Annotated in this window: 21 protein-coding genes and 1 pseudogene; 13 read left to right on the top strand and 9 right to left on the bottom strand. The window is 68.0% G+C overall.

What is annotated here, in order from left to right:
- Window positions 1-34: 34 nt before the first annotated feature.
- From Q8O14_03505 to Q8O14_03465, 9 genes and pseudogenes are all read right to left on the bottom strand, one after another.
- Window positions 35-3,280, bottom strand: coding sequence for a molybdopterin-dependent oxidoreductase (locus tag Q8O14_03505; protein ID MDP2359807.1), 3,246 nt, complete (start codon window positions 3,278-3,280; stop codon window positions 35-37).
- A complete protein-coding gene (gene nrfD / locus Q8O14_03500; protein ID MDP2359806.1) occupies window positions 3,277-4,434 on the bottom strand; it encodes an NrfD/PsrC family molybdoenzyme membrane anchor subunit in 1,158 nt (385 codons plus the stop codon). Before nrfD ends, Q8O14_03505 begins: the two co-directional genes overlap by 4 nt.
- Before the next feature lie 7 nt (window positions 4,435-4,441).
- A complete protein-coding gene (locus Q8O14_03495) occupies window positions 4,442-5,353 on the bottom strand; it encodes a 4Fe-4S dicluster domain-containing protein (protein ID MDP2359805.1) in 912 nt (303 codons plus the stop codon).
- A 246-nt stretch (window positions 5,354-5,599) separates the two neighbouring features.
- Window positions 5,600-6,700, bottom strand: a complete 1,101-nt coding sequence (locus tag Q8O14_03490) for an ABC transporter ATP-binding protein (GenBank protein ID MDP2359804.1) — start codon at window positions 6,698-6,700, stop codon at window positions 5,600-5,602.
- On the bottom strand, window positions 6,693-7,469 hold the full coding sequence (locus Q8O14_03485; protein MDP2359803.1) for an ABC transporter permease subunit: 777 nt from the start codon (window positions 7,467-7,469) through the stop codon (window positions 6,693-6,695). The genes Q8O14_03490 and Q8O14_03485 overlap by 8 nt, the downstream gene beginning before the upstream one ends.
- Window positions 7,466-8,308, bottom strand: a complete 843-nt coding sequence (locus Q8O14_03480) for a substrate-binding domain-containing protein (protein MDP2359802.1) — start codon at window positions 8,306-8,308, stop codon at window positions 7,466-7,468. Before Q8O14_03480 ends, Q8O14_03485 begins: the two co-directional genes overlap by 4 nt.
- A 23-nt stretch (window positions 8,309-8,331) precedes the next feature.
- Window positions 8,332-9,684 carry a sigma-54 dependent transcriptional regulator gene (locus Q8O14_03475; GenBank protein ID MDP2359801.1) on the bottom strand — a complete coding sequence of 451 codons (1,353 nt, stop codon included), beginning with the start codon at window positions 9,682-9,684 and terminating at the stop codon, window positions 8,332-8,334.
- Window positions 9,662-11,152, bottom strand: a complete 1,491-nt coding sequence (locus Q8O14_03470) for an ATP-binding protein (protein MDP2359800.1) — start codon at window positions 11,150-11,152, stop codon at window positions 9,662-9,664. Before Q8O14_03470 ends, Q8O14_03475 begins: the two co-directional genes overlap by 23 nt.
- Window positions 11,149-11,858: pseudogene (locus Q8O14_03465) on the bottom strand (PhnD/SsuA/transferrin family substrate-binding protein). The gene Q8O14_03470 and the pseudogene Q8O14_03465 overlap by 4 nt, the downstream one beginning before the upstream one ends.
- A gap of 282 nt (window positions 11,859-12,140) precedes the next feature.
- On the opposite strand from Q8O14_03465, the gene Q8O14_03460 reads away from it, so the two are divergent.
- From Q8O14_03460 to Q8O14_03400, 13 genes are all read left to right on the top strand, one after another.
- A complete protein-coding gene (locus Q8O14_03460; GenBank protein ID MDP2359799.1) occupies window positions 12,141-12,548 on the top strand; it encodes a metalloregulator ArsR/SmtB family transcription factor in 408 nt (135 codons plus the stop codon).
- 56 nt (window positions 12,549-12,604) lie between these two features.
- Complete coding sequence (locus Q8O14_03455) at window positions 12,605-12,790, top strand: hypothetical protein (protein ID MDP2359798.1); 186 nt, start codon at window positions 12,605-12,607, stop codon at window positions 12,788-12,790.
- 18 nt (window positions 12,791-12,808) lie between these two features.
- Window positions 12,809-13,357: a hypothetical protein gene (locus tag Q8O14_03450; GenBank protein MDP2359797.1), complete on the top strand. Its 549-nt coding sequence runs from the start codon at window positions 12,809-12,811 to the stop codon at window positions 13,355-13,357.
- Window positions 13,358-13,363: 6 nt separating this feature from the next.
- A complete protein-coding gene (locus Q8O14_03445) occupies window positions 13,364-14,584 on the top strand; it encodes an ABC transporter permease (protein MDP2359796.1) in 1,221 nt (406 codons plus the stop codon).
- A gap of 2 nt (window positions 14,585-14,586) precedes the next feature.
- Entirely contained in the window at window positions 14,587-15,258 is a 672-nt protein-coding gene (locus Q8O14_03440) for an ABC transporter ATP-binding protein (GenBank protein MDP2359795.1), read from the top strand.
- Window positions 15,259-15,333: 75 nt separating this feature from the next.
- Window positions 15,334-15,630, top strand: coding sequence for a metalloregulator ArsR/SmtB family transcription factor (locus tag Q8O14_03435; GenBank protein ID MDP2359794.1), 297 nt, complete (start codon window positions 15,334-15,336; stop codon window positions 15,628-15,630).
- A 67-nt stretch (window positions 15,631-15,697) separates the two neighbouring features.
- Window positions 15,698-16,873: a permease gene (locus Q8O14_03430; protein MDP2359793.1), complete on the top strand. Its 1,176-nt coding sequence runs from the start codon at window positions 15,698-15,700 to the stop codon at window positions 16,871-16,873.
- Window positions 16,874-16,921: 48 nt separating this feature from the next.
- Entirely contained in the window at window positions 16,922-17,080 is a 159-nt protein-coding gene (locus Q8O14_03425; protein MDP2359792.1) for a hypothetical protein, read from the top strand.
- 70 nt (window positions 17,081-17,150) lie between these two features.
- Window positions 17,151-17,390, top strand: coding sequence for a thioredoxin family protein (locus Q8O14_03420; GenBank protein ID MDP2359791.1), 240 nt, complete (start codon window positions 17,151-17,153; stop codon window positions 17,388-17,390).
- A 13-nt stretch (window positions 17,391-17,403) separates the two neighbouring features.
- Window positions 17,404-17,877 carry a nitrophenyl compound nitroreductase subunit ArsF family protein gene (locus tag Q8O14_03415; GenBank protein MDP2359790.1) on the top strand — a complete coding sequence of 158 codons (474 nt, stop codon included), beginning with the start codon at window positions 17,404-17,406 and terminating at the stop codon, window positions 17,875-17,877.
- Window positions 17,877-18,572: an aromatic aminobenezylarsenical efflux permease ArsG family transporter gene (locus Q8O14_03410; GenBank protein ID MDP2359789.1), complete on the top strand. Its 696-nt coding sequence runs from the start codon at window positions 17,877-17,879 to the stop codon at window positions 18,570-18,572. Before Q8O14_03415 ends, Q8O14_03410 begins: the two co-directional genes overlap by 1 nt.
- Before the next feature lie 60 nt (window positions 18,573-18,632).
- The gene (locus tag Q8O14_03405) at window positions 18,633-18,920 is read left to right on the top strand and encodes a hypothetical protein (protein ID MDP2359788.1); all 288 of its coding nucleotides are present in this window, start codon (window positions 18,633-18,635) and stop codon (window positions 18,918-18,920) included.
- Window positions 18,921-18,930: 10 nt separating this feature from the next.
- The gene (locus Q8O14_03400; protein MDP2359787.1) at window positions 18,931-19,218 is read left to right on the top strand and encodes a hypothetical protein; all 288 of its coding nucleotides are present in this window, start codon (window positions 18,931-18,933) and stop codon (window positions 19,216-19,218) included.
- Window positions 19,219-20,003 lie beyond the last annotated feature (785 nt).

The following is a 20,003-nucleotide window of genomic DNA, read 5'->3' as shown; positions in this document are numbered from 1 at the left end:
CGCGACACCCCCGCCCCGCCGGCCACTGGAGTCGTCATGCTTTCAGGATGGACACCTTGGTGTCGTAGAAGGACACGCTGCCGCCCACGGGATCCACCAGGCAGGTGTTGTGGCGCAGGGAGGGATCCGTCCACATGGCGGCGTTGGCGTGGATCCCCCTCCTCCGGCGCGCGTCGCCCTTCACCACCTCGCCATTGACCACCACGTCCTCGGCGCCGGTGGCCCAGTGCCCGAAGCCAAGCACGAAGCTGACCACGCCGGGGCGGATCGCCTCCGTCACCTGCAAGCGGCCGCTCATCGTCCGGGAGCGGCCGTTGTTGAAGTCCCACTGGCCGTTGGCGTTGGTGGAGCTGACCACCTTGACCTGGTCGCCGTTGGCCAGCCCCAGGCGACGGGCGTCGCGGCTGTTCATGAGGATGCCGTTCTCCTCCATGAGCGGGTGCAGCCAGTAGGCGGCCACCGTCCTCGACTTGGTGTGGGAGATGAAGCGATGGGTGATCAGGTGCAGGTCGTGGCCCCGGCCCATCTCGTCCAGCGTCCGCCCGTCATAGGTCAGCTGCGGCAGATGCCGTGCGATGCCGCTGCAGGGCTTGCCCGTTCCCGCATACTTCTGCGATGCCGTCTTCTCCTGATAAAGATTGAGCAGCATGCCATAGGGATGGGCCAGATGGTCTCCGTCATAGCCCTTCTCGTGGGACTCGTAGCGGCCGCCCCGGTTCAGCACGTAGACGACCTTGCGCCAGTGCTCCTCCCCCGCCGCCTTGCGCCACAGCCCCTCGTCGAACACCGTGGGCGGCAGGTGCCGCCGTGCCTTGAGGAAGATCTCCAGCTCCCGGTCATCGGCGTCGGGCACCTCCTTGCCCGGTTCGCTGCCCAGGGCGATGTTGGCCACGCCCTTGAGGTAGAAATCCTCCGGGCGTAGGTAATCCCTCCCCTCCCCCAGGGCGCCTGGTCCGAAGCCCTTCAGTCCCAGCTGCTCGGCCAGGCCCATGAGGAGGGTCTCGAAGGAGATGGGCGCCTCCTGGCCGTACACGCGCACCGTCTCGGGGACAGGGGCGATGGCCGGCTGGCGGACAGGCTGCACCTTGTTGGGCATGTTGGGATGACTGCCCTGGAACTCCCAGCGCTCGAGGAAGCTCAAGTCCGGGAAGATGTAGTCGGCGTACATGCTGGTGGTGCCGATCAGGATGTCGCTGCAGAAGAAGAGCGGCAACTTCTCCACGTCCGCCAGCACCGCGATGTTGGTGTGGCCGGCGGGCAGGGCGTAGGTGGGGGCGCCCATGTAGAGGAAAAGGGCCTTGACCGGGTAGGGGTAGGCGTCCCCGATGCTGGGGATGATCTCCTCGTAGACATCGCTGGCCAGGGGATACCAGTTGCGCCGGGCCGGGTAGCCGGCGAAGAGCGTGGTCTTGTCGTAGGCCACGTCGTGGCGGATGGAGCTGACGCCGAAGGTGGTCAGCTTGCCGGGTACCTTGGCCAGATCGTAGGGGCCGCCCTTGGCGCCGTCATAGCCGTAGGTGGAGGCAAGACAGGCGCCGCCCTTCCAGTCGAAGTTTCCCAGCAGCATGTTGACGCTCATCCAGGCCAGCACGTTGTAGAATCCGTTGGTGTGCTGGGCGGCGCCGCGATGGACGTCCACCACCGCCTGCTTGCCGTGGCTGGTCAGCTCGCGGGCCACCTGCGCCACGTCGGCCGCTTCCAGCCCCGCCACGGCGCACCACTCGTCGAAGGACTGCTCGAAGGCTGACTCCTTGAGGATCTGCAGCGAGGATTTGACCTGGACCGTGGCGCCATCCCTGCCCTTCAACTCGGTGTCAACGAAGAGGTCGGCCGTGACGGCGCGCTCGGTGTCATTGGGTTCGATGGCCACGGCTTTGCCGCCCACCATGACGAGGAAAGACTTCTCCTCGTACTCGATGACCTTCTCCTTGTCCTTGGGATCCGGCACGACCAGCTTCCTGGCCGAGGCCAGGCCCAGATCCGCGGCCCGCACGAATTTTCCTGCTTTGCCGTCCTTGATCTCCACCAGCCAGCTGGCGTTGGTCCAGCTCTTCTCACCGCCGGCCATGGCTGCCGCCTTGTTGGCATTGGCCAGGAAAGCCTTGTCGTAGCGGTCGTGCTCCAGCATCCAGCTGATAATGGCCATGGCCAGCGCGGCGTCCTCGCCCGGCTTGATGGGCAGCCACTTCTCCGCCTTGCTGGCCAGCTTGGAAAAGCGCGGATCCGCCACGGCGATCCTGGTGCGGCCTGACTTCAGGTTCTCCGTCAGGCGAACGGTGCGGTTGGTGGGACCGTAATTGGCTTCGAACAGGTTGGCGCCAACGAAGAGGATGTAGCGCGAGTTCTCGATGTCGCCCTGCCAGTAGAACTTCTTGCCATTGGTGAACTTGCCTGCGAAGTACTGCTCGCTGATCGCCTTGCAGGTGAAGTAGAGCGAACCCTGGCAGACGGTGGTGTGCCCGTGCAGGTTGGTGGTGCCAAAGCCTGCGCCGAAGCGTTTCATCACGTCGCTGCGGCCTCCCTTGAGGCGTCCCCAGGCCATGACGAACTGGTTGTTGCGGGGTCCCATGTCCGGATGATCGGGGTCGATGAGCGTATCCAGGCGGGCGGCGTGCCTCGCCTGGAACTCCTTCACCAAGGCCGCCTTGCGTTCCCTGTCCTTTTCATCCCAGATGGCCTTGACGTCGGCGGCCATCTCCTTGGCCGCGGCCCCGTCCCGCAGGGCCATGATCGAACGCAATCCCTCAACTTGGCGCTGCTCCTCGCCGGGCACCTGGGCGAAGAGCGCGCCCCCTTCCACGATCTCGGCAATGGCCTGCTCGAAGGGGATGCTGATCCACTTGTTCTCGCCCCGCCGGCCCGCCCGCTTCAACACCTGGCGGATGCGATAGGGATCGTAGGCGATCTGCACGCCGGCCTGTCCCTTGGGGCAGAGCGCCCCGTCCACCCGGGCGGCGTCGTCCAGGCGGGTTTTCATGGGCAGGTGCGGCAGCAGGGTCCAGGGGTTGAAGGGGTTGCCGTCGATCTTGGTGACCACGCCGTCCTGCAGCTTGCACGTGATGCCGCATCCCGTGTTGCAGTTCAGGCACACGGTGCGCACCTGGTTCTCAGGATCGTTCAACCCATAGTCGACATCGGGACGCCGCCCGGCGAGAATGGCCTGCTCCACTTGGGCCTGGGCGCGGCCACCCATCATCATGCCGGCCGCCAGGCCCGACCCCAGCAGGGCGCCCTTGGCCAGGAAGGCGCGACGGGTCACGTCATGGGGTGTCTGCTTCATAGGGCGGCTCCGATCTTCTTCATGGAATGGCGGGCGAGCAGCTTGAGACCAAGGACCACCAGCCCCACGCCGAAGGCGCCGATGAAGAGCGCGACGAGATACTCGTTCCAGGTGGCCTGGTAGTGGTGGCTGAGTCGGACGTGGGTGTAGGCCTCATTCAAGCCCTTCAACTCAGCCACGGCCTGGCCGGGGATCAGGATGTTGAGGCGGGCCGAGACGAAGGTGACGGCCACGAGGAAGGCGCCCGTGCCCACCGCCGGCAGGCTGCGTCCCCTCATCATCAGGAAGGCCGCCACCAGGGCGCCGCCCAGGTGGACCAGCCAGAAGACCCACCAGAAGGGGCCGAAGATGACGAGGTCGACCGCCTCCCGATTGTGCGAGATGGGCGACCAATAGACGATGGAGTACTCGGCGAACTCGGCCAGGAAGTAGAAGGCCATGCCGCCCAGGGTCATGCGGCGCAGCAGGCGCAAGGGTTGCTGGCGGATGTCGGCCTCCTCCCGCAGCAGGAAGGTGAAAAGCAGCAGCAGCACGGCGGCGCCGGACGTGACGGCGGATCCCAGGAACAGGATGGGAAGGAGAGCCGAACTCCAGAAGGGTTTGGCGTCCACCACGCCGAAGAAGGCGCCGCTCTGGCTGGGGTAGGCGATGGAGAGGAGGAGGGCCGCCATCAGCAGCGGGGCCAGCCAGCCGCTGCGGTCGTTCACGTCCTCCTGGCTGGCCTTCTGGTAGCTGAGGTGGAAACAGACGGCCACCACGGCCAGGAAGAAGGAGTACATCCAGGCGTTGAAGGCCATCATGCTGCCGAAGTTGGGGGCGAAGATCATGCGATAGGCGCGGAAGGGTTGCCCCAGATCCAGCCAGATGGAGAAGAGGCCGGTGACCACCGCCACGGTGGAGACCAGCATGATGACCCGCAGATGCTCCCGGAAGTGGGGCAGCCCCAGGAAGTAGCCGGTCATGCCCGCGACGAAGACGCCGCCGGCGATGCCCACGAAATGGAAGTACAGGGCGACCCACAAGCCCCAGGGCACATAGCTGCCGTAGCCGGCAAGGCGCTCGCCCGTGGCGAACTTGGCCACCAGCGCCGCCAGCCCCAGGAGGAAGGCCGCGGCCCACAAGCGGGACAGCAGGCGAAGGGTTTTCTTTTTCATGCTTCCCTCAAATCAGGTAAGTGACGGCCGGATGCGTGCCCTTCTCCTCCAGCAGCTTGATCTGGTTGTGCTGCCGGAGCTGCTCGGCCACCAGGCTGGCGGTGTCGCCGGCATCGCCGAAGTAGTTGGCGCGTCCGATGCAGGTGGTCACGCACATGGGCAATTCGCCCTCCTGCAAACGGTGCAGGCAGAAGTGGCATTTGCGCGCATTGCCCTTGGGCGAGCCGTGGCCCTGCCGGGACCAGGCCTTGCCGTACTCGTGGCTGGGGCGCTCCTCGTAGAGCTGGGGCACCGGCGTCTCCCCGGTGTAGGTGTGTCCGAAATCGCTGGTGCGGGCCCCGTAGGGACAGGCGGAGAGGCAATAGCGGCAGCCGATGCATTTGTCGTAGTCGACGGCGACCACTCCGTCCTTGCGCTTCCAGGTGGCGTTCACCGGGCAGACCGAGGTGCAGGATGGTTTGTCGCACTGCATGCAGGGCCGGGGGAAGAAGCGCATCAACAGGTTGGGATAGGCGCCCTTCTCCTCCGTGATGACCGGCCGGTAAACCACGCCTGGCGGCAGCTTGTTCTCCGCCACGCAGGCCACCGTGCAGGCGTGACAACCCACGCACTTGCGGGTGTCGATCACCAAGGCCCAGCGGCGCTCCTCCATGGGCTTGGCCAGGGCCTTGCGCAGCTCGTCCTGCATGCGCACCAGGATGTCCGCCCCCTCGCCCCGCGCCACGCTGGCCAGCTCCGGGATCTCCCGCACGGTGTCCGGCCCGGACGGCGTGGCGGGGGGATCGGCATGGCGGGCGAGGGTGACCGCGGCCACGGAAGCGGCGGCGCTCCCCACGGCCAGGGCCGCGCCACGCAGAAAGTCCCGGCGGCCCAGGCCCGTCTGCTCCAACGTGGACCTGCTGTGCTGATCTTCCTTCATGTGGACCTCGATTCCTGATCCTGGTTGGTTTGGGACGAGACGATCGGCCCCCTTCTTTGGAGAAGGGAGCCATCTGGCCATGGGCCCTGACAAGGCACATGCCGTGCCAAGGTCTTTCCATTGCCCATCAATTGTTTTCAGCCAATGTCGTGGCCACGAGGCACGGTTCTTCGTGGATGGGCGCGGATTTCCGTGGGGAGATGCCGGACGCCGGATCCGGGTCGGGAGGGGCGGGCTGGGTCCCCCTCAGGGGCGGGGCACCCAGAAGAGAGAGGCCGGATCAATCCCGATGCGAACCGGGCCCGCCCCGTCGTGCAGGGCGAAACGCTCCACCAGCCGATGGGAGGCCACCACCTCCACCGCCGTGCCGGCGCGCTCGTCGATGAAGGAGAGCAGGACGCTCTCGCCGCGATCCAGCAGGTGGACGCGTCCGACCAGCACACATTCCTCTCCTCGCGCTGGATGGTCCTCGTCGCGCAGGTTCACCTGTTCGGGACGGATGCCCAGAAGAATGATGGCGCCCGGCGCCGGGGCGGGTCGCCCATCGGCCTGTCCTTGCGCCAGCTGCAGCTCCGTGCCCAGGGCGGGACAGGCCGCCCGCATCCGGCCGTCACCGGCGGACAGCACGCGGGCCTCGTAGAGGTTGCGCAAGCCCAGGAAACGCGCCACGGCCAAGCTGGCCGGCTGGCGGTAGACCTGTCCCTTCACGCCACTTTGCTCCTGCCTTCCTTCGATCAGGACGGTCACCTGGTCGGCCAACAGGAAGGCCTCCTCCAGGTCATGGGTGACAAGGAGGACGGTCAATCCCTGGCGCTCCTGCAGGTCCATCACCAGGCGGCCCAGCTCGCGGCGCAAGCTGGTGTCGAGGGCGCTGAAGGGCTCGTCCAGCAGCACGGCGCGTGGCTGGGGGGCCAGGGCGCGGGCCAGCGCCACGCGCTGGCGCTCGCCGCCGGAGAGCGTGTCGGGACGGCGCTCAAGCAGGGCGCCGATTCCCGTGATCTCGATCAGGCGGTCCACGTGGGGCTTGGCCGGGGCGAGGGGCAGCCCCTGGGCGCGCAGGCCGAAGAGCAGGTTGTCGCGCACCGTGAGGTGGGGGAAGAGGCCCAGCTGCTGCGGCACATAGCCCAAGCGGCGCTCCTCCATGGGCCGACGCCCCAATTCGGCCCCGGCCAGGCGGATGGCGCCCCGGTCGACGGGCAGGGCGCCCAGCAGCGCCCGGATCAGCGTGCTCTTGCCGCTGCCGGAGGGGCCCAGCACGGCATGACAGCTTCCCTCCTCGACCCGCAGGTGGATGTCCCGCAGGACGAAGTCTCCCGACCGCACTTCCAGGCCGTCGATCTCAAGCATGGCCCGGACTCCTCAGCAGGCGCCGCGCCATGTGAAGGGCGCCCAGGCCCAGGCAGACCAGGAGCAGGATGAGGGCGACCGTGCCCTCGATGTCCGCCGTCGAGAGGCGCATGAAAATGGCGATGGGCAGGGTCTCGGTGCGCATGGCCATGGATCCGGCCACCATCAGGGTCGCCCCGAATTCGCCCAGGGCCTTGGCCCAGACCAGGACAAGGGAGGCCACCAGGCCGCGCCGGGCCAGGGGGAGGGTCACCGTGCGAAAGATATGACGCGGACAGGCGCCCAGGCTGCGCGCCACCGTCTCCAGCTCGGGCGGCACCTCGTCGAAGGCGACCTTGAGCATGCGCACGGCCACGCCGAGGATGGTGACGAACTGGGCCAACACGACGCCGGCGAAGGTGAAGACGACATGGAGGGTGTGTTCCTGCAACCAGGCGCCCAGCGGGTTGGCGAAGAAAATGAGCAGGGCGGCGCCCAGGGCCGCCGGGGAGACGATGAGGGGAAACTCGAGCACGGTCTCCACCGCCCCCTGCCCGCGGAAGCGGTGGCGGGAGAGGGCATAGGCGGCGGGAAGGGCCAGCAGGAGAGCCAGCGCGCTGGCCAGGGTGGCCGCCGCGAGTGAGAGGCGCAGGGAGAACCAGACGCGCGGGCTGGTCAGCATGGCTCCCAGGGCGGCCGGCTCGACGAACCAGGCCAGGGAGAGGAGCAGGGCGCCGTAGATGCCCAGCACGGCCAGGGCGGCCAGGATGGTGGGGCGCCGCCCGGTCATGGTGCCAGCCAGTCGGCCGGCACCGCGAACTCGCCTCCCACCGGCCTGACCGCCCCCAGCCAGCGAAAGGCCGCCTCCGGTGTGGCGAAGTAGCGGTGGCGGGCGAAGATCTCCCGCCCCGCCGGTCCCGTCACGAAATCGAGGAAGCGCTGCGCCGCGGCGGCGTCGCGCGTGCAGGTGGAGAGGGCGATGGGTATGGTTCCCACCCGCGCCACCTGCCCGGGATCCAGGGGAAGGGACTCGATCCGCGTGGAGTCCCAGTGCTGGAAGACGCTCCAGCCCAGGACGGCGTCCACCATGCCCAGGGAGATGGCCGTGGCCGTCTTCTCGCAGGATTCGGTGTAGTTGACCAGGTTGCGCCGGAAGGCGGCTTGTCCGGCCGCGTCCAGCTGGCCCGTCACGATCTCCACCGCATAGGCCCCCAGGCAGACGCCCTCCGGATTGGCGATGGCGACGCGCAGTCCGGGCCGCGTCAGGTCGTGCAGGGTGCGGATCCCACGGGGATTTCCCTTGCGCACGTTGATGGCGGGCACCAGGTAGACCACCGGCCGCTCCGTTTCCGGGCGCACCAGTCCCTGGCGCTTGGCCAGCTCCATGTAATCCGAGGAGCCGGGGAGATAGAGATCGCCCCGCCCGGTCAGCCGCATCTGAGCCAGGACGTGGCCGGAGCCCCCCAGGACGAGATCGACGCGCACGCCGCACTCCTCCTCGTAGGCGCGGGCGATCTCCTCGAGGGGCGGCTTGGCGGCGGCTCCGGCGTAGACCAGCAGGCTGCGGGCCGCGGCCGGGATGGCCAGCAGCAGGATCGCCATCAGAACATTCCAAGGTTCTCGCATCATGCAGGCTCCCCTCCTCTCACGGGTCAAAGATCCGGGAAATGGCGGCCCAATCGATCGCGGAAGGTGCTGGGCCTCATCCCCAGGCGCTCGGCGGCCTGCGTCTTGTTCCCTCCGGCCTGCGCCAGGGCGGTCTCCAGCAGGCTTCGCTCGAAGTCGCTCATGCGCTGGCGGAAGTCCAGGATCTCGCCCTCGGGTGGACCGGGGAAGGAGGCGGTCGCCACCTCCATCGGCAACATGTCCTCCGTCACGGATCCGCCCGAAGAGAGGACGAGCAGGCGGCGGACGAGGTTCTCCAACTGACGCACGTTGCCCGGCCAGCTGTAGGAGGTGAGGCGGGTCAGGGCGGCCGGGCCAAGGACAGGTTTGGGCGCCCCGGCGGCGTGCTTGTCCATGAAGAAGTCGAGGAGCACGGGCACGTCCTCGGAACGACGGCGCAGGGGCGGCAGGTGGACGGGAATGACTTGCAGCCGGTAAAAGAGGTCGCCGCGGAAGCGCCCCGCCTCCACCAGCTCCGACAGGTCCCGCTTGGTGGCGGCCAGCACGCGCACGTCGGCGCGCAGGGTCTGCGAGCTGCCGACCCGCTGGAACTCCCTCTCCTGCAACAGACGCAGCAGCTTGACCTGCAGGGCCAGCGGAGTGTCGTCCACCTCGTCCAGCAGCAGGGTACCGCCCGCGGCGCTTTCAATGCGGCCGACCTTGCGCTGCACGGCCCCGGTGAAAGCGCCCTTCTCATGCCCGAACAGCTCGCTTTCCAGCAGGCCATCGGACAGCGAGGCGCAACTGACCGCCACATAGGGCCCTGCCCGCCGGGGCGAGTGCTCGTGGATGGCCTGGGCCACCAGCTCCTTGCCCGTGCCCGTCTCGCCCTCGATCAGCACCACCTCCTCGGTGGGGGCGATCACCTGCAGCAGCTGGCGGATCTGCCGCGCCTGGGGGGAGACGCCCACGAAGCGGTCGAAACGGGTTTCCTCCCCCAGGCGGCGCCGCAGACCGGCGTTCTCCTCCTCCAGCTGCGCCAGCTTGAGGGCGCGACGCAGGACGAGGATCAGCTCCTCGGGCTGGAAGGGCTTGGTCAGGTAGTCGTCCGCCCCCCGTTTCATGGCCTCCACGGCCGTCTTGACCGAACCATAGGCCGTGATCATGATCAGGGCGCAGGCCGGATCCTCCCCCTTCAACCGCTCCACCAGGTCCAGGCCGCTCAGCTCGCCGGGCAGGTTCAGGTCGGTGACCACCGCCTGGAACCTGGTCCGGGAGGCGAGGGCGAGCGCCTCCTCCCCGCTGCCCGCCTCCTCCACCTGGAATCCCTCCTCGCGCAGGTCGTCGGCCAGGGCCGTGCGCAGGCTTTCCTCGTCCTCAATCAGCAGCAAGCGGTTCACGCGGCCCCTCCAAGGGAAATGACAGAGTGAAGGTCGTGCCCAGGCCCACCCGGCTCTCCACCTCGATGCGGCCCTGGTGGCGGGCCACCAGGGTACGAGTCACGGCCAGCCCCAGGCCCGTGCCGCGGCCCACCGGCTTGGTGGTGAAGAAGGGCTCCCACATGCGCTCCAGCACGGCGGGGGACATGCCGCTCCCCGAGTCGCGGATGCGGATCTCCAGCTCGGAGCCCCGTCGCCGGGTGCCCAGGAGGAGGGAGCCGCCCTCCGGCATGGCGTCCAGGGCGTTGCCCAGCAGGTTGACCAGCACCTGCCGCAGTTGCTGGGGATCCGCCATCAGGCGCAGGTCGCCCCCCTCGTGCTCCTGGGTCAGCGTGACGCGCCCCTCCTCCAGGCGATGGGCGAGCAGGATCAAGGTCTGGTTGATCAGCTCCCGCGGATCCACCAACCCCAGGGCGGGCTGGTCGGGCCGGGCGAAGGCCAGCATCTCGCGCACGATCTCCTGCACATGGGCGATGCTGTTCAGCATGCGTGGCAGGTACTTGGCCATCTGCGCCACGTCCTCGGGCCGTTTCTCGATGCGCTTCAGGCCCAGTTCGACGCCCGCCACCGGATTGGAGATCTCGTGGGCCACGCCGGCTGCCATCAGGCCCAGCGAGGCCATGCGCTCCGCCTCCGAGGCCCGGCGGATGGCCTGGGCCAGCTCGCGGTGGCTGTCCTGCAGGCGATCGGTCATGCCCTCGAAGGCGGTGGCCAGCTCCTGCCATTCGTCCCCCGTCCGCAGATCCAGCCGCACAGGCGGGCCGTCCAGGTTGACCGCGGCCGTTCTCTCCAACAGCTGGCCGATGGGGGCGGTGAACAGGTGACTGAAGACCCAAGCCCCCGCCAGGCCCAGCAGCACGAACACGCCCACCATCGACAAGGCCAACCAGGCCACGCGCCGGGCCGGCAGCACGACGGGATCCTCGCGGAAACCCAGGCGCAGCCATCCAGCGCCGCCCTGCACCAGAGGAATGGCCACGTCGATGAGCGGCTCGCGCCGGTCCAGGATCCGCCGAACGGCCGGCTTCCCGTTGCCCGGCGACTGGAGGGCGGCCAGCCCCCGGGGCAGTTCCCGGGGAAAGGTGGAGGCCGTCACCCGTTCCCGGCTGTCCACGATGAAGGCGTAGGCATGCTCCGCATCCAGCTGTTTCCACTCCCACAGCTGGGTGATCACCTCGTTGCGGTCCCCGTAAAGCAGAGCCTCCTCCAGGCGGGCGGACAGCACGCGGGCCGCCACCACGCTGTTGCGGATGTATTCACGCTCCAGGGAATGGAAGACCAGCCGGTTGATGACCAGCACGTGGACAACACCGAACACCAGGATCAGACCCAGCATGGGCACCAGCAGCTTGACGCGGATGGGCACAGGGAAGCGCCGGCTGTACCACCACAACGGACCCCGGGCGAGGCGGAGTTCTCCCCCGTTCATGGCTGCAGCCGGTGGAGGCGCAGGCCGCGCACCGAGCGGTAGAGCGTGTCCGCGGCCGGGATGAAGCGGTCGATGAGCAGGGAGTCCAGCAGGCGCCGTCCCCCCTCCTCCTCGTGCATGTGGAAGAGCACGTCCGCCAGCTGCCGTCGCAGGCGGGGGTCCAGCCGGGCGGGCACCACCAGCGGCGGCATGCCAAAGGGTGCGCTGCGCTCCGCCACCCGCAGACCGGCGACGGAGGCGGGGGCGCGCCACAGGAGGTAGTCGTAGATCAACCCGTCCACGCAGGCACCGTCCACCAGACCTTCCGCCACGGCCCGGATGGAGCGGTCATGGCCATGGGTGTAGACCAGGTGCTGAAATAGACCTCCGGACGCAGGCCCCGCCGGGCCAGCGCGTCCCGCACGTGCCAGCAGCCGGTGAGTGACAGGCTGTCCGTGAAGGCGAAGCGGGCCCGGGAGAAATCCTGCAGGGCCGCGGCGGGGGAATCCCGCGGTACCACCAGGTAGCTTCGATAGGTGGCCTGGCCGCGGATCTGGGGCACGGCCAGCAGCTCCACCTGTCCGCTGGGTTCCAGATCCACCCAGGCCCCGGTGCAGATGAAGGCCAGGTCCAGCTCGTCGCGCAGGAGCAGGTCGTTCACCTCGGCATAGGTCCGGCGCTGCACGAACTGGATGCGACGCCCCGTGCGCTTTCCGATGTGGTCCATCAGGTCATTGTACAGGTGGAAGGTCTCCTGGGGACTGGTCATGGCGGAGACCGCCACCCGCAGCACCAAGTCCGTCGGGGCGGCTTCCACCACGGCATCCAGCTGGGTGAAGTCCAGCGGCACGCGCTCTTCCCGATCCGGCGCGCAGGCCAGCAGCACGCAGAGGAGGGGCAGGCAGGGCCGGCCCAGGCGCGCGACGGGCCGTCCGCGCCGGTCGGCGGCCAACTCCCCCTGCTGAGCCTGGGATGGACGGGTGGGGATCACCCGGCGCCTCCATGTTTGATGCTTGACAAGCTGGGGCAAAGCTCTATATTCGCCCGCATGAATTCAAGACAGGATCCCGCCGAACAACCTCTCGAACGGATCTTCCGCGCCTTGAGCGAGAGAATAAGGCTCCGGATCCTGTTCCTGCTGGCCGAGGGCGAAATGTGCGTGGGCGACATCGTACGGGCCCTGATGCTGCCGCAGGCCAAGGTTTCCCAGCACCTGGGCTACCTGAGTCGCGCCGGGCTCGTGCAGATGCGGCGCAGTGGCCTCTGGCGCTACTACCGGCTGGCAAATGACGGGTCGGTCGGCCCCCGTCTCCTGCTGCCGGCCTTGCTCCAAAGCCGGTCCCTGGTGCCCGAGGCGGCCGCTGACGGCCAGCGCCTGCTTGATTTGAAAACGACAGGGGGCTGCTGCCCCCGCTGAGTGGACCTTTCCCGCCGCGATTCCCAAAGGATCGAGGCCACACCCCGGAGGACCCCATGACCACGCGCACGACCGGACTCGCCCTGGCGGCAGTCCTCCTGCTGACGGCTTCCCTGCTCGCGGCGCCCCTGGCGGAGTTGGACAAGGCGGCCCGGAAGGGCCAGGCGGCCTTCCTCTTGATCAAGGACGCCGGCACGCAGGGACTGGACGGCGCCCGCGAGACCATCCAGACGGCCATGTAGCAGACCGCCAATTCCATCATGGTGGAGGTGGACCGCCAGGATCCGGCCAACGCCGCGCTGGTGGCGAAGCTGCGCGTGGCGACGGCCCCGGTGCCGCTGATCCTGGTGGCCGGGCGCAACGGTGTGGTGGCCGGAGGAGTCGAGGCGGCCAAAGCAAGCGCCGACAACCTGTCGGCCATGGTGCCCAGCCCGGCCAAGGCCTCCATTCTCAAGGCCGTCCAGGACAAGCAGCCGGTCTATGTGGTGGCCAGCCGCAAGGGCATGAGGGATGTGCCCAAGGCCATGAGCGCCTGCGAAACGGCCTGCAGCCAGTTGCAGGGCAAACCCGTCACGGTCAAGGTGGATCTGGATGACCCCCGGGAGCGCGCCTTCCTGGATCAACTCAAGATCGACCGCGACTCGACCACGCCCGTGACCCTGGTGGTCAACGCCCAGGGTCAGGTGACGGGAAGCTACGGGAGCGACGTGGACGTGGCCAAGCTGGTGCAGGACGCCTCCAAGAAGGCGGGCGGCTGCTGTCCGCCCTCCGTCCAGGGCGGCGCCTCCTCCTGCGGTCCCGCGAAGTAGCCCGGCATGACGCTGAACACGATCCTCTGGAAGGAGCTCTTGCTGCGCAAGTCGCGGCTCCTCTCCGGCTTGCTGGCCATCACCCTGGGCATCGCCATGATCGTCGGGCTCAAATCGGTCTCGGCGGTCTCCGAGCGGGCGGTGCAACTCAAGCTGGACAACCTGGGCGCCAACATCCTGGTGCTGCCCCAGGCGGCCAGCGTGGACGACTACTACGCGGCGGACATCGACGCCCCCACCTTCCCCGAGGAATATGTGGAGCGCATCGCCACCTCCGCCCTGCCCGGCGTGGACAATCTCTCGCCCAAGCTCACCCGGCGCATCAAGGTGGACGGCCAGGCGGTCATCCTCACCGGCATCCTGCCCGCCAACGAGCTGGCGGCCAAGCCCATCTGGCAGAGTTCCGGCATCAGCGGCAGCGAGCTGGCCGCCACTTGCGGCACCAGCCCGGAAATCACCAAGCCCAGCGCCCTGCTGGACGAGAGACTGCAGCGCAAATCGGTGGAGTCCCTCGGTCCGGACGAGGTCCTGGCGGGAGCGACCGTGGCGGAACGCCTGGCCCTGCAGGAGGGCGGCAGCTTGACGCTGGAAGGCCGCTCCTTCACGGTGGCCCGGGTGATCGCGGCAACGGGCACGGTGGACGACAGCCGCGTCTTCGCCCACCTGCACGAGGTGCAGGCCCTGCTCGGCATCCAGGGACAGGTGAGCGCCGTGGAGATCATGGGCTGCTGCTCGGCCATCTCCGACGGGCTGCTCGGCAAGCTGCGCAACATCCTGCCGGACACGCGCATCACCACCATCGGGCAGATCGTCAGCACCCAGGTCGAGACCAACCGGTTGATGGCCAGCGTGTCCCGCCTGCTGCTGGTGCTGATCGGCCTGGTGGGCTCGCTGACCATCGCCAACTACATGTGGTCCAATGTGGAGGAGCGGCGCCGCGAGATCGGCACCCTGCTCACCCTGGGCGCCCCACGCCGCGTCATCTACCGGCTCTTCATGGGCAAGGCCACGGTGTTGGGGCTGCTGGGAGGCCTCTGCGGCTTCGTGCTGGGCACGGGCGCGGCCATGGTCATCGGACCGGAACTGGCCAAGCTGCGGGTGGATCCGGTCTGGTCCCTGCTGCCGCTCGCGCTGGGCCTTTCCGTCCTCATCTCGCTGCTGGGCAGCTGGTGTCCCACCCGTCGCGCGGCGCGCCTGGATCCCGCCAGCATCCTGCAGGAGCTTTGATCGTGTTCACACTGGAACGAATCAACAAGACCTACACCAGCCGGCGAGGGCTGGTGAAAGCGCTGGACGAGATCTCCCTCACGATCGAGGCCGGCGAGCTGATGACCATCACGGGGCCATCCGGCTCCGGCAAGACGACCCTGCTGCTGACCCTGGGCGGGATGATCCGGCCAAGCTCCGGCAGCATCCGCTTCAAGGGCGAGGAGCTGGCTTTCTCGGGAAGCCGGAAGCTGGCTCACTTCCGCAACCGGAACGTGGGCTTCGTGCTGCAGAGCTTTCACCTGGTGCCCTACCTGAGCGCCCTGCAGAACGTGATGGTGCCCATGCTGCTGGCCAATGGTCGGAAGGGCAGAACCGCCACCGAGCAGCGGGCGCTCGGCCTGCTGGACCAGTTGGGATTGGGCGACCGGGCCGAGCACCTGCCGCGCGAGCTGTCCGTGGGGCAGCAGCAGCGCGTGGCCATTGCCCGCGCCCTGGTCAATGACCCCGAGGTCATCCTGGCCGACGAACCCACGGGCAATCTGGACCCCGCCCTCAGTCGCGAGGTGCTGGGCATCCTGAAGGCTCTCAACCAGCAGGAGGGTCGCACGGTCATCATGGTCACCCACAGTCCGGAGGCCGCGACCATCGGCAGGCAGCGCCTGCACCTGGTGGATGGCCGCTGCCGGCATTGACCCAGCCCCCATCATCGTGCCCACTTGATTATATGGCCACCTTGCCACATATTGGCCGCCAATTTGGAGGTATCCGTGACGGCTTGCGCCAGCAATGTCTTCCGGCAACAGGCCGTGGTGCTGAAAGCCCTGGCCAATGAGAGCCGCTTGATGATCGTGGACCGCCTCTCCCATGGCGAATGCTCGGTGGGTGAATTGACCGGACTGCTTGGCTGTGACCGCACCACCGTCTCCAAGCACCTGGCCTTGCTGCGCGCCCACGGCATCGTCCAGGACCGGCGCGAGGGGACAACCGTCTACTACCGGCTGCTCACGCCTTGCGTGCTCAACTTCTTCTCCTGCGCGACCCAGGTTCTGCACGAACTGCGGTAGCCTTGTTTATTGCTTGAATGTTGCCAAGGTGGCCACCTTGGCACTAAAGAGTTGGGGGTTCCGCCACGTGAAAGAGCGCACCAAGCTGCTCCTCATCCTGCTCGTCTTCGCCGGTTGCTGGTTCCTGCCGGTGGAGAGCGAGCGCCTGTGGAGCGCCCTGCGGGAAAGCTTCGCGCTGGTGAGGTGGTACGCCCAGGAGCACGTGCTCCTCTGCCTCATCCCCGCCTTCCTCATCGCCGGTGCCATCAGTGTCTTCGTCAGCCAGGGCGCCGTCATGAAACACCTCGGCCCGCAGGCCAGCAAGCGGATCGCCTATCCCGTCGCCGCCGTCTCGGGCACCATCCTGGCCGTCTGCTCCTGCACGATCCTGCCGCTCTTCGCCAGCATCCACAAGCGCGGCGCCGGTCTCGGTCCGGCCACCGCCTTCCTTTACTCCGGGCCGGCGATCAACGTCCTGGCCATCATCCTCACCGCCCGCATCCTGGGTCCCGGCCTGGGCCTTGCCCGCGCCGTGGGCGCCATCGTCTTCTCCGTCGTGATCGGCCTGCTCATGCACGTCATCTTCCGCCGGGAGGAGGAGGCGCGCCAGGCGGAGGGTCCGGTCATCCTCCCCGACGACGCCAAGGACAGGCGCCTGTGGCAGGACGGCCTCTATTTCGCCGCCATGGTGGGCATCCTCGTCTTCGCCAACTGGGGCCGGCCCATGGCGGGCGAGACTGGACCATGGGCCGCGATCCACTCCGTCAAATGGGTGATCACCGGGGTTCTCCTCCTCGGTCTGGGGGCCACCCTGATCTCCTGGTTCCGCAAGGACGAACTGAGCGCCTGGGTGGACTCCAGCTGGGAATACGCCAAGCTGATCCTACCCCTGTTGCTGGGTGGCGTGCTGGTGGCCGGCCTCTTGCTGGGCGGGCCGGACGGAACGGACAAGGGTCTCATTCCCAACGCCTGGATCCAGCAATCAGTGGGAGGCAATTCGCTTTGGGCCAATCTCTTCGCCTCCGTGGTGGGCGCCTTCATGTATTTCGCCACCCTGACCGAGGTCCCCATCATGCAAGGCCTCCTGCAATCGGGCATGGGCAAGGGGCCGGCCCTGGCCTTGCTGCTGGCCGGCCCGGCGCTTTCGCTGCCCAGCATGCTGGTCATCCGCAGCGTGATGGGCACGAAGAAAACGGTCGTCTTCATCGGCCTGGTCGTGGCTTTGTCCACCGTGGCCGGTCTGATCTATGGAAGCGTGGCTTGACTTCGAGACATGGGAGGCCCGATGTGCTGCCGTGATGCAGGTACACCCATGGACATCCTGCGCGCCGTCTCGCCGGAGGCGGCCGCGGCCAGCCCATCCTCCACAGGCAGCCTGATGTGGACAAAGCTGGTGCGCATGGCTGGTTCGAACATGGATGAGAATGCCATCGAAGGTCCAAGCCCGACAGGCTGCAAGCGGCCCGGCTGATGAAGATGGCCGCGGTCAACGACACGGCGGCCGAGGCGCTGGCGTGGTCGAAACAAAAGGAGACGGGTGCATGAGAGTGCAGATTCTGGGAAGCGGCTGCCCCAAGTGCAAGCTGCTGGCGGAGCGGACCAGCGAGGCGGCGCGCGGCGTCGGACTGGAGATCGAGGTGGTCAAAGTGACGGACATCACGGAGATCCTGGGCTATGGCGTGATGAGCACGCCCGCCCTCGCCATCGACGGCCAGGTCAAGCTGAGCGGCAAGGTTCCGACCGTGGCCGAGTTGCATCAGTTGCTGACGACCCACGCATGAGAGGAAACGGGACATGACAACCAAGACGATTGTACGCAACCTGTTGTTGCTGGCGGTGGTGGCCAGCCTGGGCGCTTTCGGCCTGCAGAAACTGGGGCGCCAAACCGGGAGGCTGGCGGCGGCGGATTCCCTGGCGGTGGCGGGCCCGACCGGATCGGTCAAACTGCTCTACCTGCACGGCACCTTCCGCTGCGAGACCTGCAATTCCATCGAGGAGCAGGCCGCCCGGGCCATCCGCGAGGATTTCGCGCGGCAGATCGAGGCGGGAAGCCTGCAGTTCGCCTCCCTCAACGTGGATGAGCCGGTCCACGAGCATTATGCCGAGGATTTTGGCCTGGTCTCCGCCTGTCTGGTCCTCACGGATGATCGCGGCCCCTATGGGCGCTGGAAACTGCTGCCCCGCACCTGGGAATTGGTGCGTGATCCAGTCGGCTTCCGTGAGTACGTCTTCCAGGAAACCCAGGCCTTCCTGGCCGGGGGCCAGTGATGGAGACGATCGGCTGGGTGGGTGGCGCCTTGTGGCTGGGCCTGCTCACGGCGATCAGTCCCTGTCCGCTGGCTTCCAACCTGGCCGCCATCAGTTTCCTGGGCCGCGAAGCCAAGCCCCTGCGCGTGTTGGGAGGCGGACTGCTCTACGCGACCGGGCGCAGCCTGGCCTACGTCGCCCTGGGCGCCCTGCTCGGATTCGGGATTCTCTCGGCGCCTGGTCTGTCGCGCTGGCTGCAGACCGTGCTCAGCCCTCTGTTGGGGCCGCTGCTGGTCCTGATCGGCCTGGCCCTGCTCGGCTGGCTGCCGCTTCCCAGCCTGGGCGGTGGCAGGGATGACCAAGCCTGGCAAGGTCGCCGGGAACGCTGGGGGCTGTGGAGCGCCCTGCCCATGGGCCTTCTCTTCGCCCTGGCCTTCTGCCCCGTCTCCGCCGCCCTCTATTTTGGCAGCTTGCTGCCGCTGGGCGTGGCCTCCGGCCAACCGATCCTGGTTCCGCTCATCTATGGCCTGGGCACGGCCCTGCCCGTGGCTCTCTTCGCCATTGTCCTGGCCTGGAGCGCCGGCGCCGTCGGCCGCCTCTTCGCCCAGGCCACCACCCTTGAACGGTGGATGCGCCTCGCCACGGCCATCTTCCTCATCGGTCTGGGCCTGGTCCTGCTCTGGACGCGGGTGTGGGCTCCCTTGCTGGGGTTCTGATCAATCATTCCCGGCGAGGCTCCCCCTTCCCAGGGAGGGCGTCAGGGGATGGAGGTGAACATGATCGGCAGGCGTCGTCGGGGCTCTTTCCCGCCCTTTGCCCGGGCGGCAGCCATGGTCATGATCCTGGCCGGGGCGCCCAACGCGCCGGCCCAGCGTCCCATCACGCCAGGCAGCCCGCCGGATTCCCTTTACCTGACCCAGGCCATCGAGCTGGCGCTGCGCGCCAATCCCGGACTCTTGGCGGCGCGGACCGCCGTCACCCTGGCGGAATCCCAGCTGGACGAGCACGGCCGCCCTCTGGCCCAACCTGCACGCCGTGACCACCCTCAGCGAGCATCGATGTGAGCAGCGCCTTGTGTCCGCGGCCACGCCCAGCGAGCCCGCCCTCCTCACGCGGCACCTGGTGGGCGGGGATCTGGTGGCCAGCCTGCCTCTCCACACGGGACGCCTCCGCCCCGCCCTCCGCCACGCCCGATGGGCCGTGGCGGTCCGCGCCCACGAGGTCGAGCGGACGCGCGCGGAGCTGGCCCACCGTGTCTCGCGGCTCTTCAATGCCATCCTCACGCAGCGGGCGCACTGCGAAGCGCTCGTCGGCGCCGACACGCCCTGTCGAAACATCTTGCCGTCCTGCGGGATCTGGTGACGGAGGGCAAGGCCGCCGGCCGGCAGCGTCGAGCCTGTGCGCCTGGCCCGCCTGGCTTCCCCGGCGGAGGGCCCTCACCCGCCTGCTTGTCCGGGCAGGCGACATCGTGGCGGCGAACCAGCTCCTGCTCGTCATCGGGCGGGCGCGGGGCAGCGCCGCGCGTCTGGCGCGGCTGCATCCGGAACTGGATCGCCGTTTGCACACATGGACCGCCGAGCTGGCGGTAGCCCTGCTGGAAACCTCCTTGCCGCCCCGGCCCGCTTCGCCACACAGCTGCGGCCCGATGCCCGAGCTGATCGGCATAGGGGCCCCAGGGAGGAAACCCTGGGGTCCCCTGCCACACCACCCGGCATGTGGTCCGCACCGGGCGGTTCGAGGAGTTGAGGTCGCGCATGGTGGTCATTGGCCAGCCACCAGCATGCCTGAGCGTCCACCATTTCTACCCGCCGTCAGTGCTTCCACACTCTGCTCCCCTGTCAGGGCTTCACCCTTATCCAGGAGCGGGAGCTCCTACAATCCGGACATCTGTGGCCTGGCACCTTCGAGGGTCGAGGGCTTTCACTCTCCTCTTCGTTAGGCCCTTCCCTGTCTCGTGGCATGTACGACGGCCTCGGCTGACTAACCGCTCCGACGCTTGCGCGGCGTGGCCCTTTCAGGCCCAAGGCGGGATCTCCCCAGCTAAGCATGCCGTCCTTCACCGCACGATGGCCGGATCTACGCCGCCTGGACCTTGACCATCGGAGTTTCGCGATCACTCGCCCGCTCGCCCCGTCCGGCGTCGCCTC

Source organism: bacterium (assembly GCA_030685015.1).
Taxonomy (GTDB): Bacteria; CAIWAD01; CAIWAD01; order CAIWAD01; family CAIWAD01; genus CAIWAD01.
The sequence above is the reverse complement of the archived record's forward strand: the minus strand, read 5'-3'. Positions and strand labels throughout refer to the sequence as shown.

Bases quoted from the DNA above. Each gene is read 5' to 3' on its own strand.
- Q8O14_03505 (MDP2359807.1), bottom strand. From the start codon at position 3,280: ATGAAGCAGACACCCCATGACGTGACCCGTCGCGCCTTCCTGGCCAAG.
- nrfD (MDP2359806.1), bottom strand. From the start codon at position 4,434: ATGAAAAAGAAAACCCTTCGCCTGCTGTCCCGCTTGTGGGCCGCGGCC.
- Q8O14_03495 (MDP2359805.1), bottom strand. From the start codon at position 5,353: ATGAAGGAAGATCAGCACAGCAGGTCCACGTTGGAGCAGACGGGCCTG.
- Q8O14_03490 (MDP2359804.1), bottom strand. From the start codon at position 6,700: ATGCTTGAGATCGACGGCCTGGAAGTGCGGTCGGGAGACTTCGTCCTG.
- Q8O14_03485 (MDP2359803.1), bottom strand. From the start codon at position 7,469: ATGACCGGGCGGCGCCCCACCATCCTGGCCGCCCTGGCCGTGCTGGGC.
- Q8O14_03480 (MDP2359802.1), bottom strand. From the start codon at position 8,308: ATGATGCGAGAACCTTGGAATGTTCTGATGGCGATCCTGCTGCTGGCC.
- Q8O14_03470 (MDP2359800.1), bottom strand. From the start codon at position 11,152: ATGAACGGGGGAGAACTCCGCCTCGCCCGGGGTCCGTTGTGGTGGTAC.
- Q8O14_03460 (MDP2359799.1), top strand. From the start codon at position 12,141: ATGCTTGACAAGCTGGGGCAAAGCTCTATATTCGCCCGCATGAATTCA.
- Q8O14_03455 (MDP2359798.1), top strand. From the start codon at position 12,605: ATGACCACGCGCACGACCGGACTCGCCCTGGCGGCAGTCCTCCTGCTG.
- Q8O14_03450 (MDP2359797.1), top strand. From the start codon at position 12,809: ATGGTGGAGGTGGACCGCCAGGATCCGGCCAACGCCGCGCTGGTGGCG.
- Q8O14_03445 (MDP2359796.1), top strand. From the start codon at position 13,364: ATGACGCTGAACACGATCCTCTGGAAGGAGCTCTTGCTGCGCAAGTCG.
- Q8O14_03425 (MDP2359792.1), top strand. From the start codon at position 16,922: ATGGACATCCTGCGCGCCGTCTCGCCGGAGGCGGCCGCGGCCAGCCCA.
- Q8O14_03420 (MDP2359791.1), top strand. From the start codon at position 17,151: ATGAGAGTGCAGATTCTGGGAAGCGGCTGCCCCAAGTGCAAGCTGCTG.
- Q8O14_03415 (MDP2359790.1), top strand. From the start codon at position 17,404: ATGACAACCAAGACGATTGTACGCAACCTGTTGTTGCTGGCGGTGGTG.
- Q8O14_03410 (MDP2359789.1), top strand. From the start codon at position 17,877: ATGGAGACGATCGGCTGGGTGGGTGGCGCCTTGTGGCTGGGCCTGCTC.
- Q8O14_03405 (MDP2359788.1), top strand. From the start codon at position 18,633: ATGATCGGCAGGCGTCGTCGGGGCTCTTTCCCGCCCTTTGCCCGGGCG.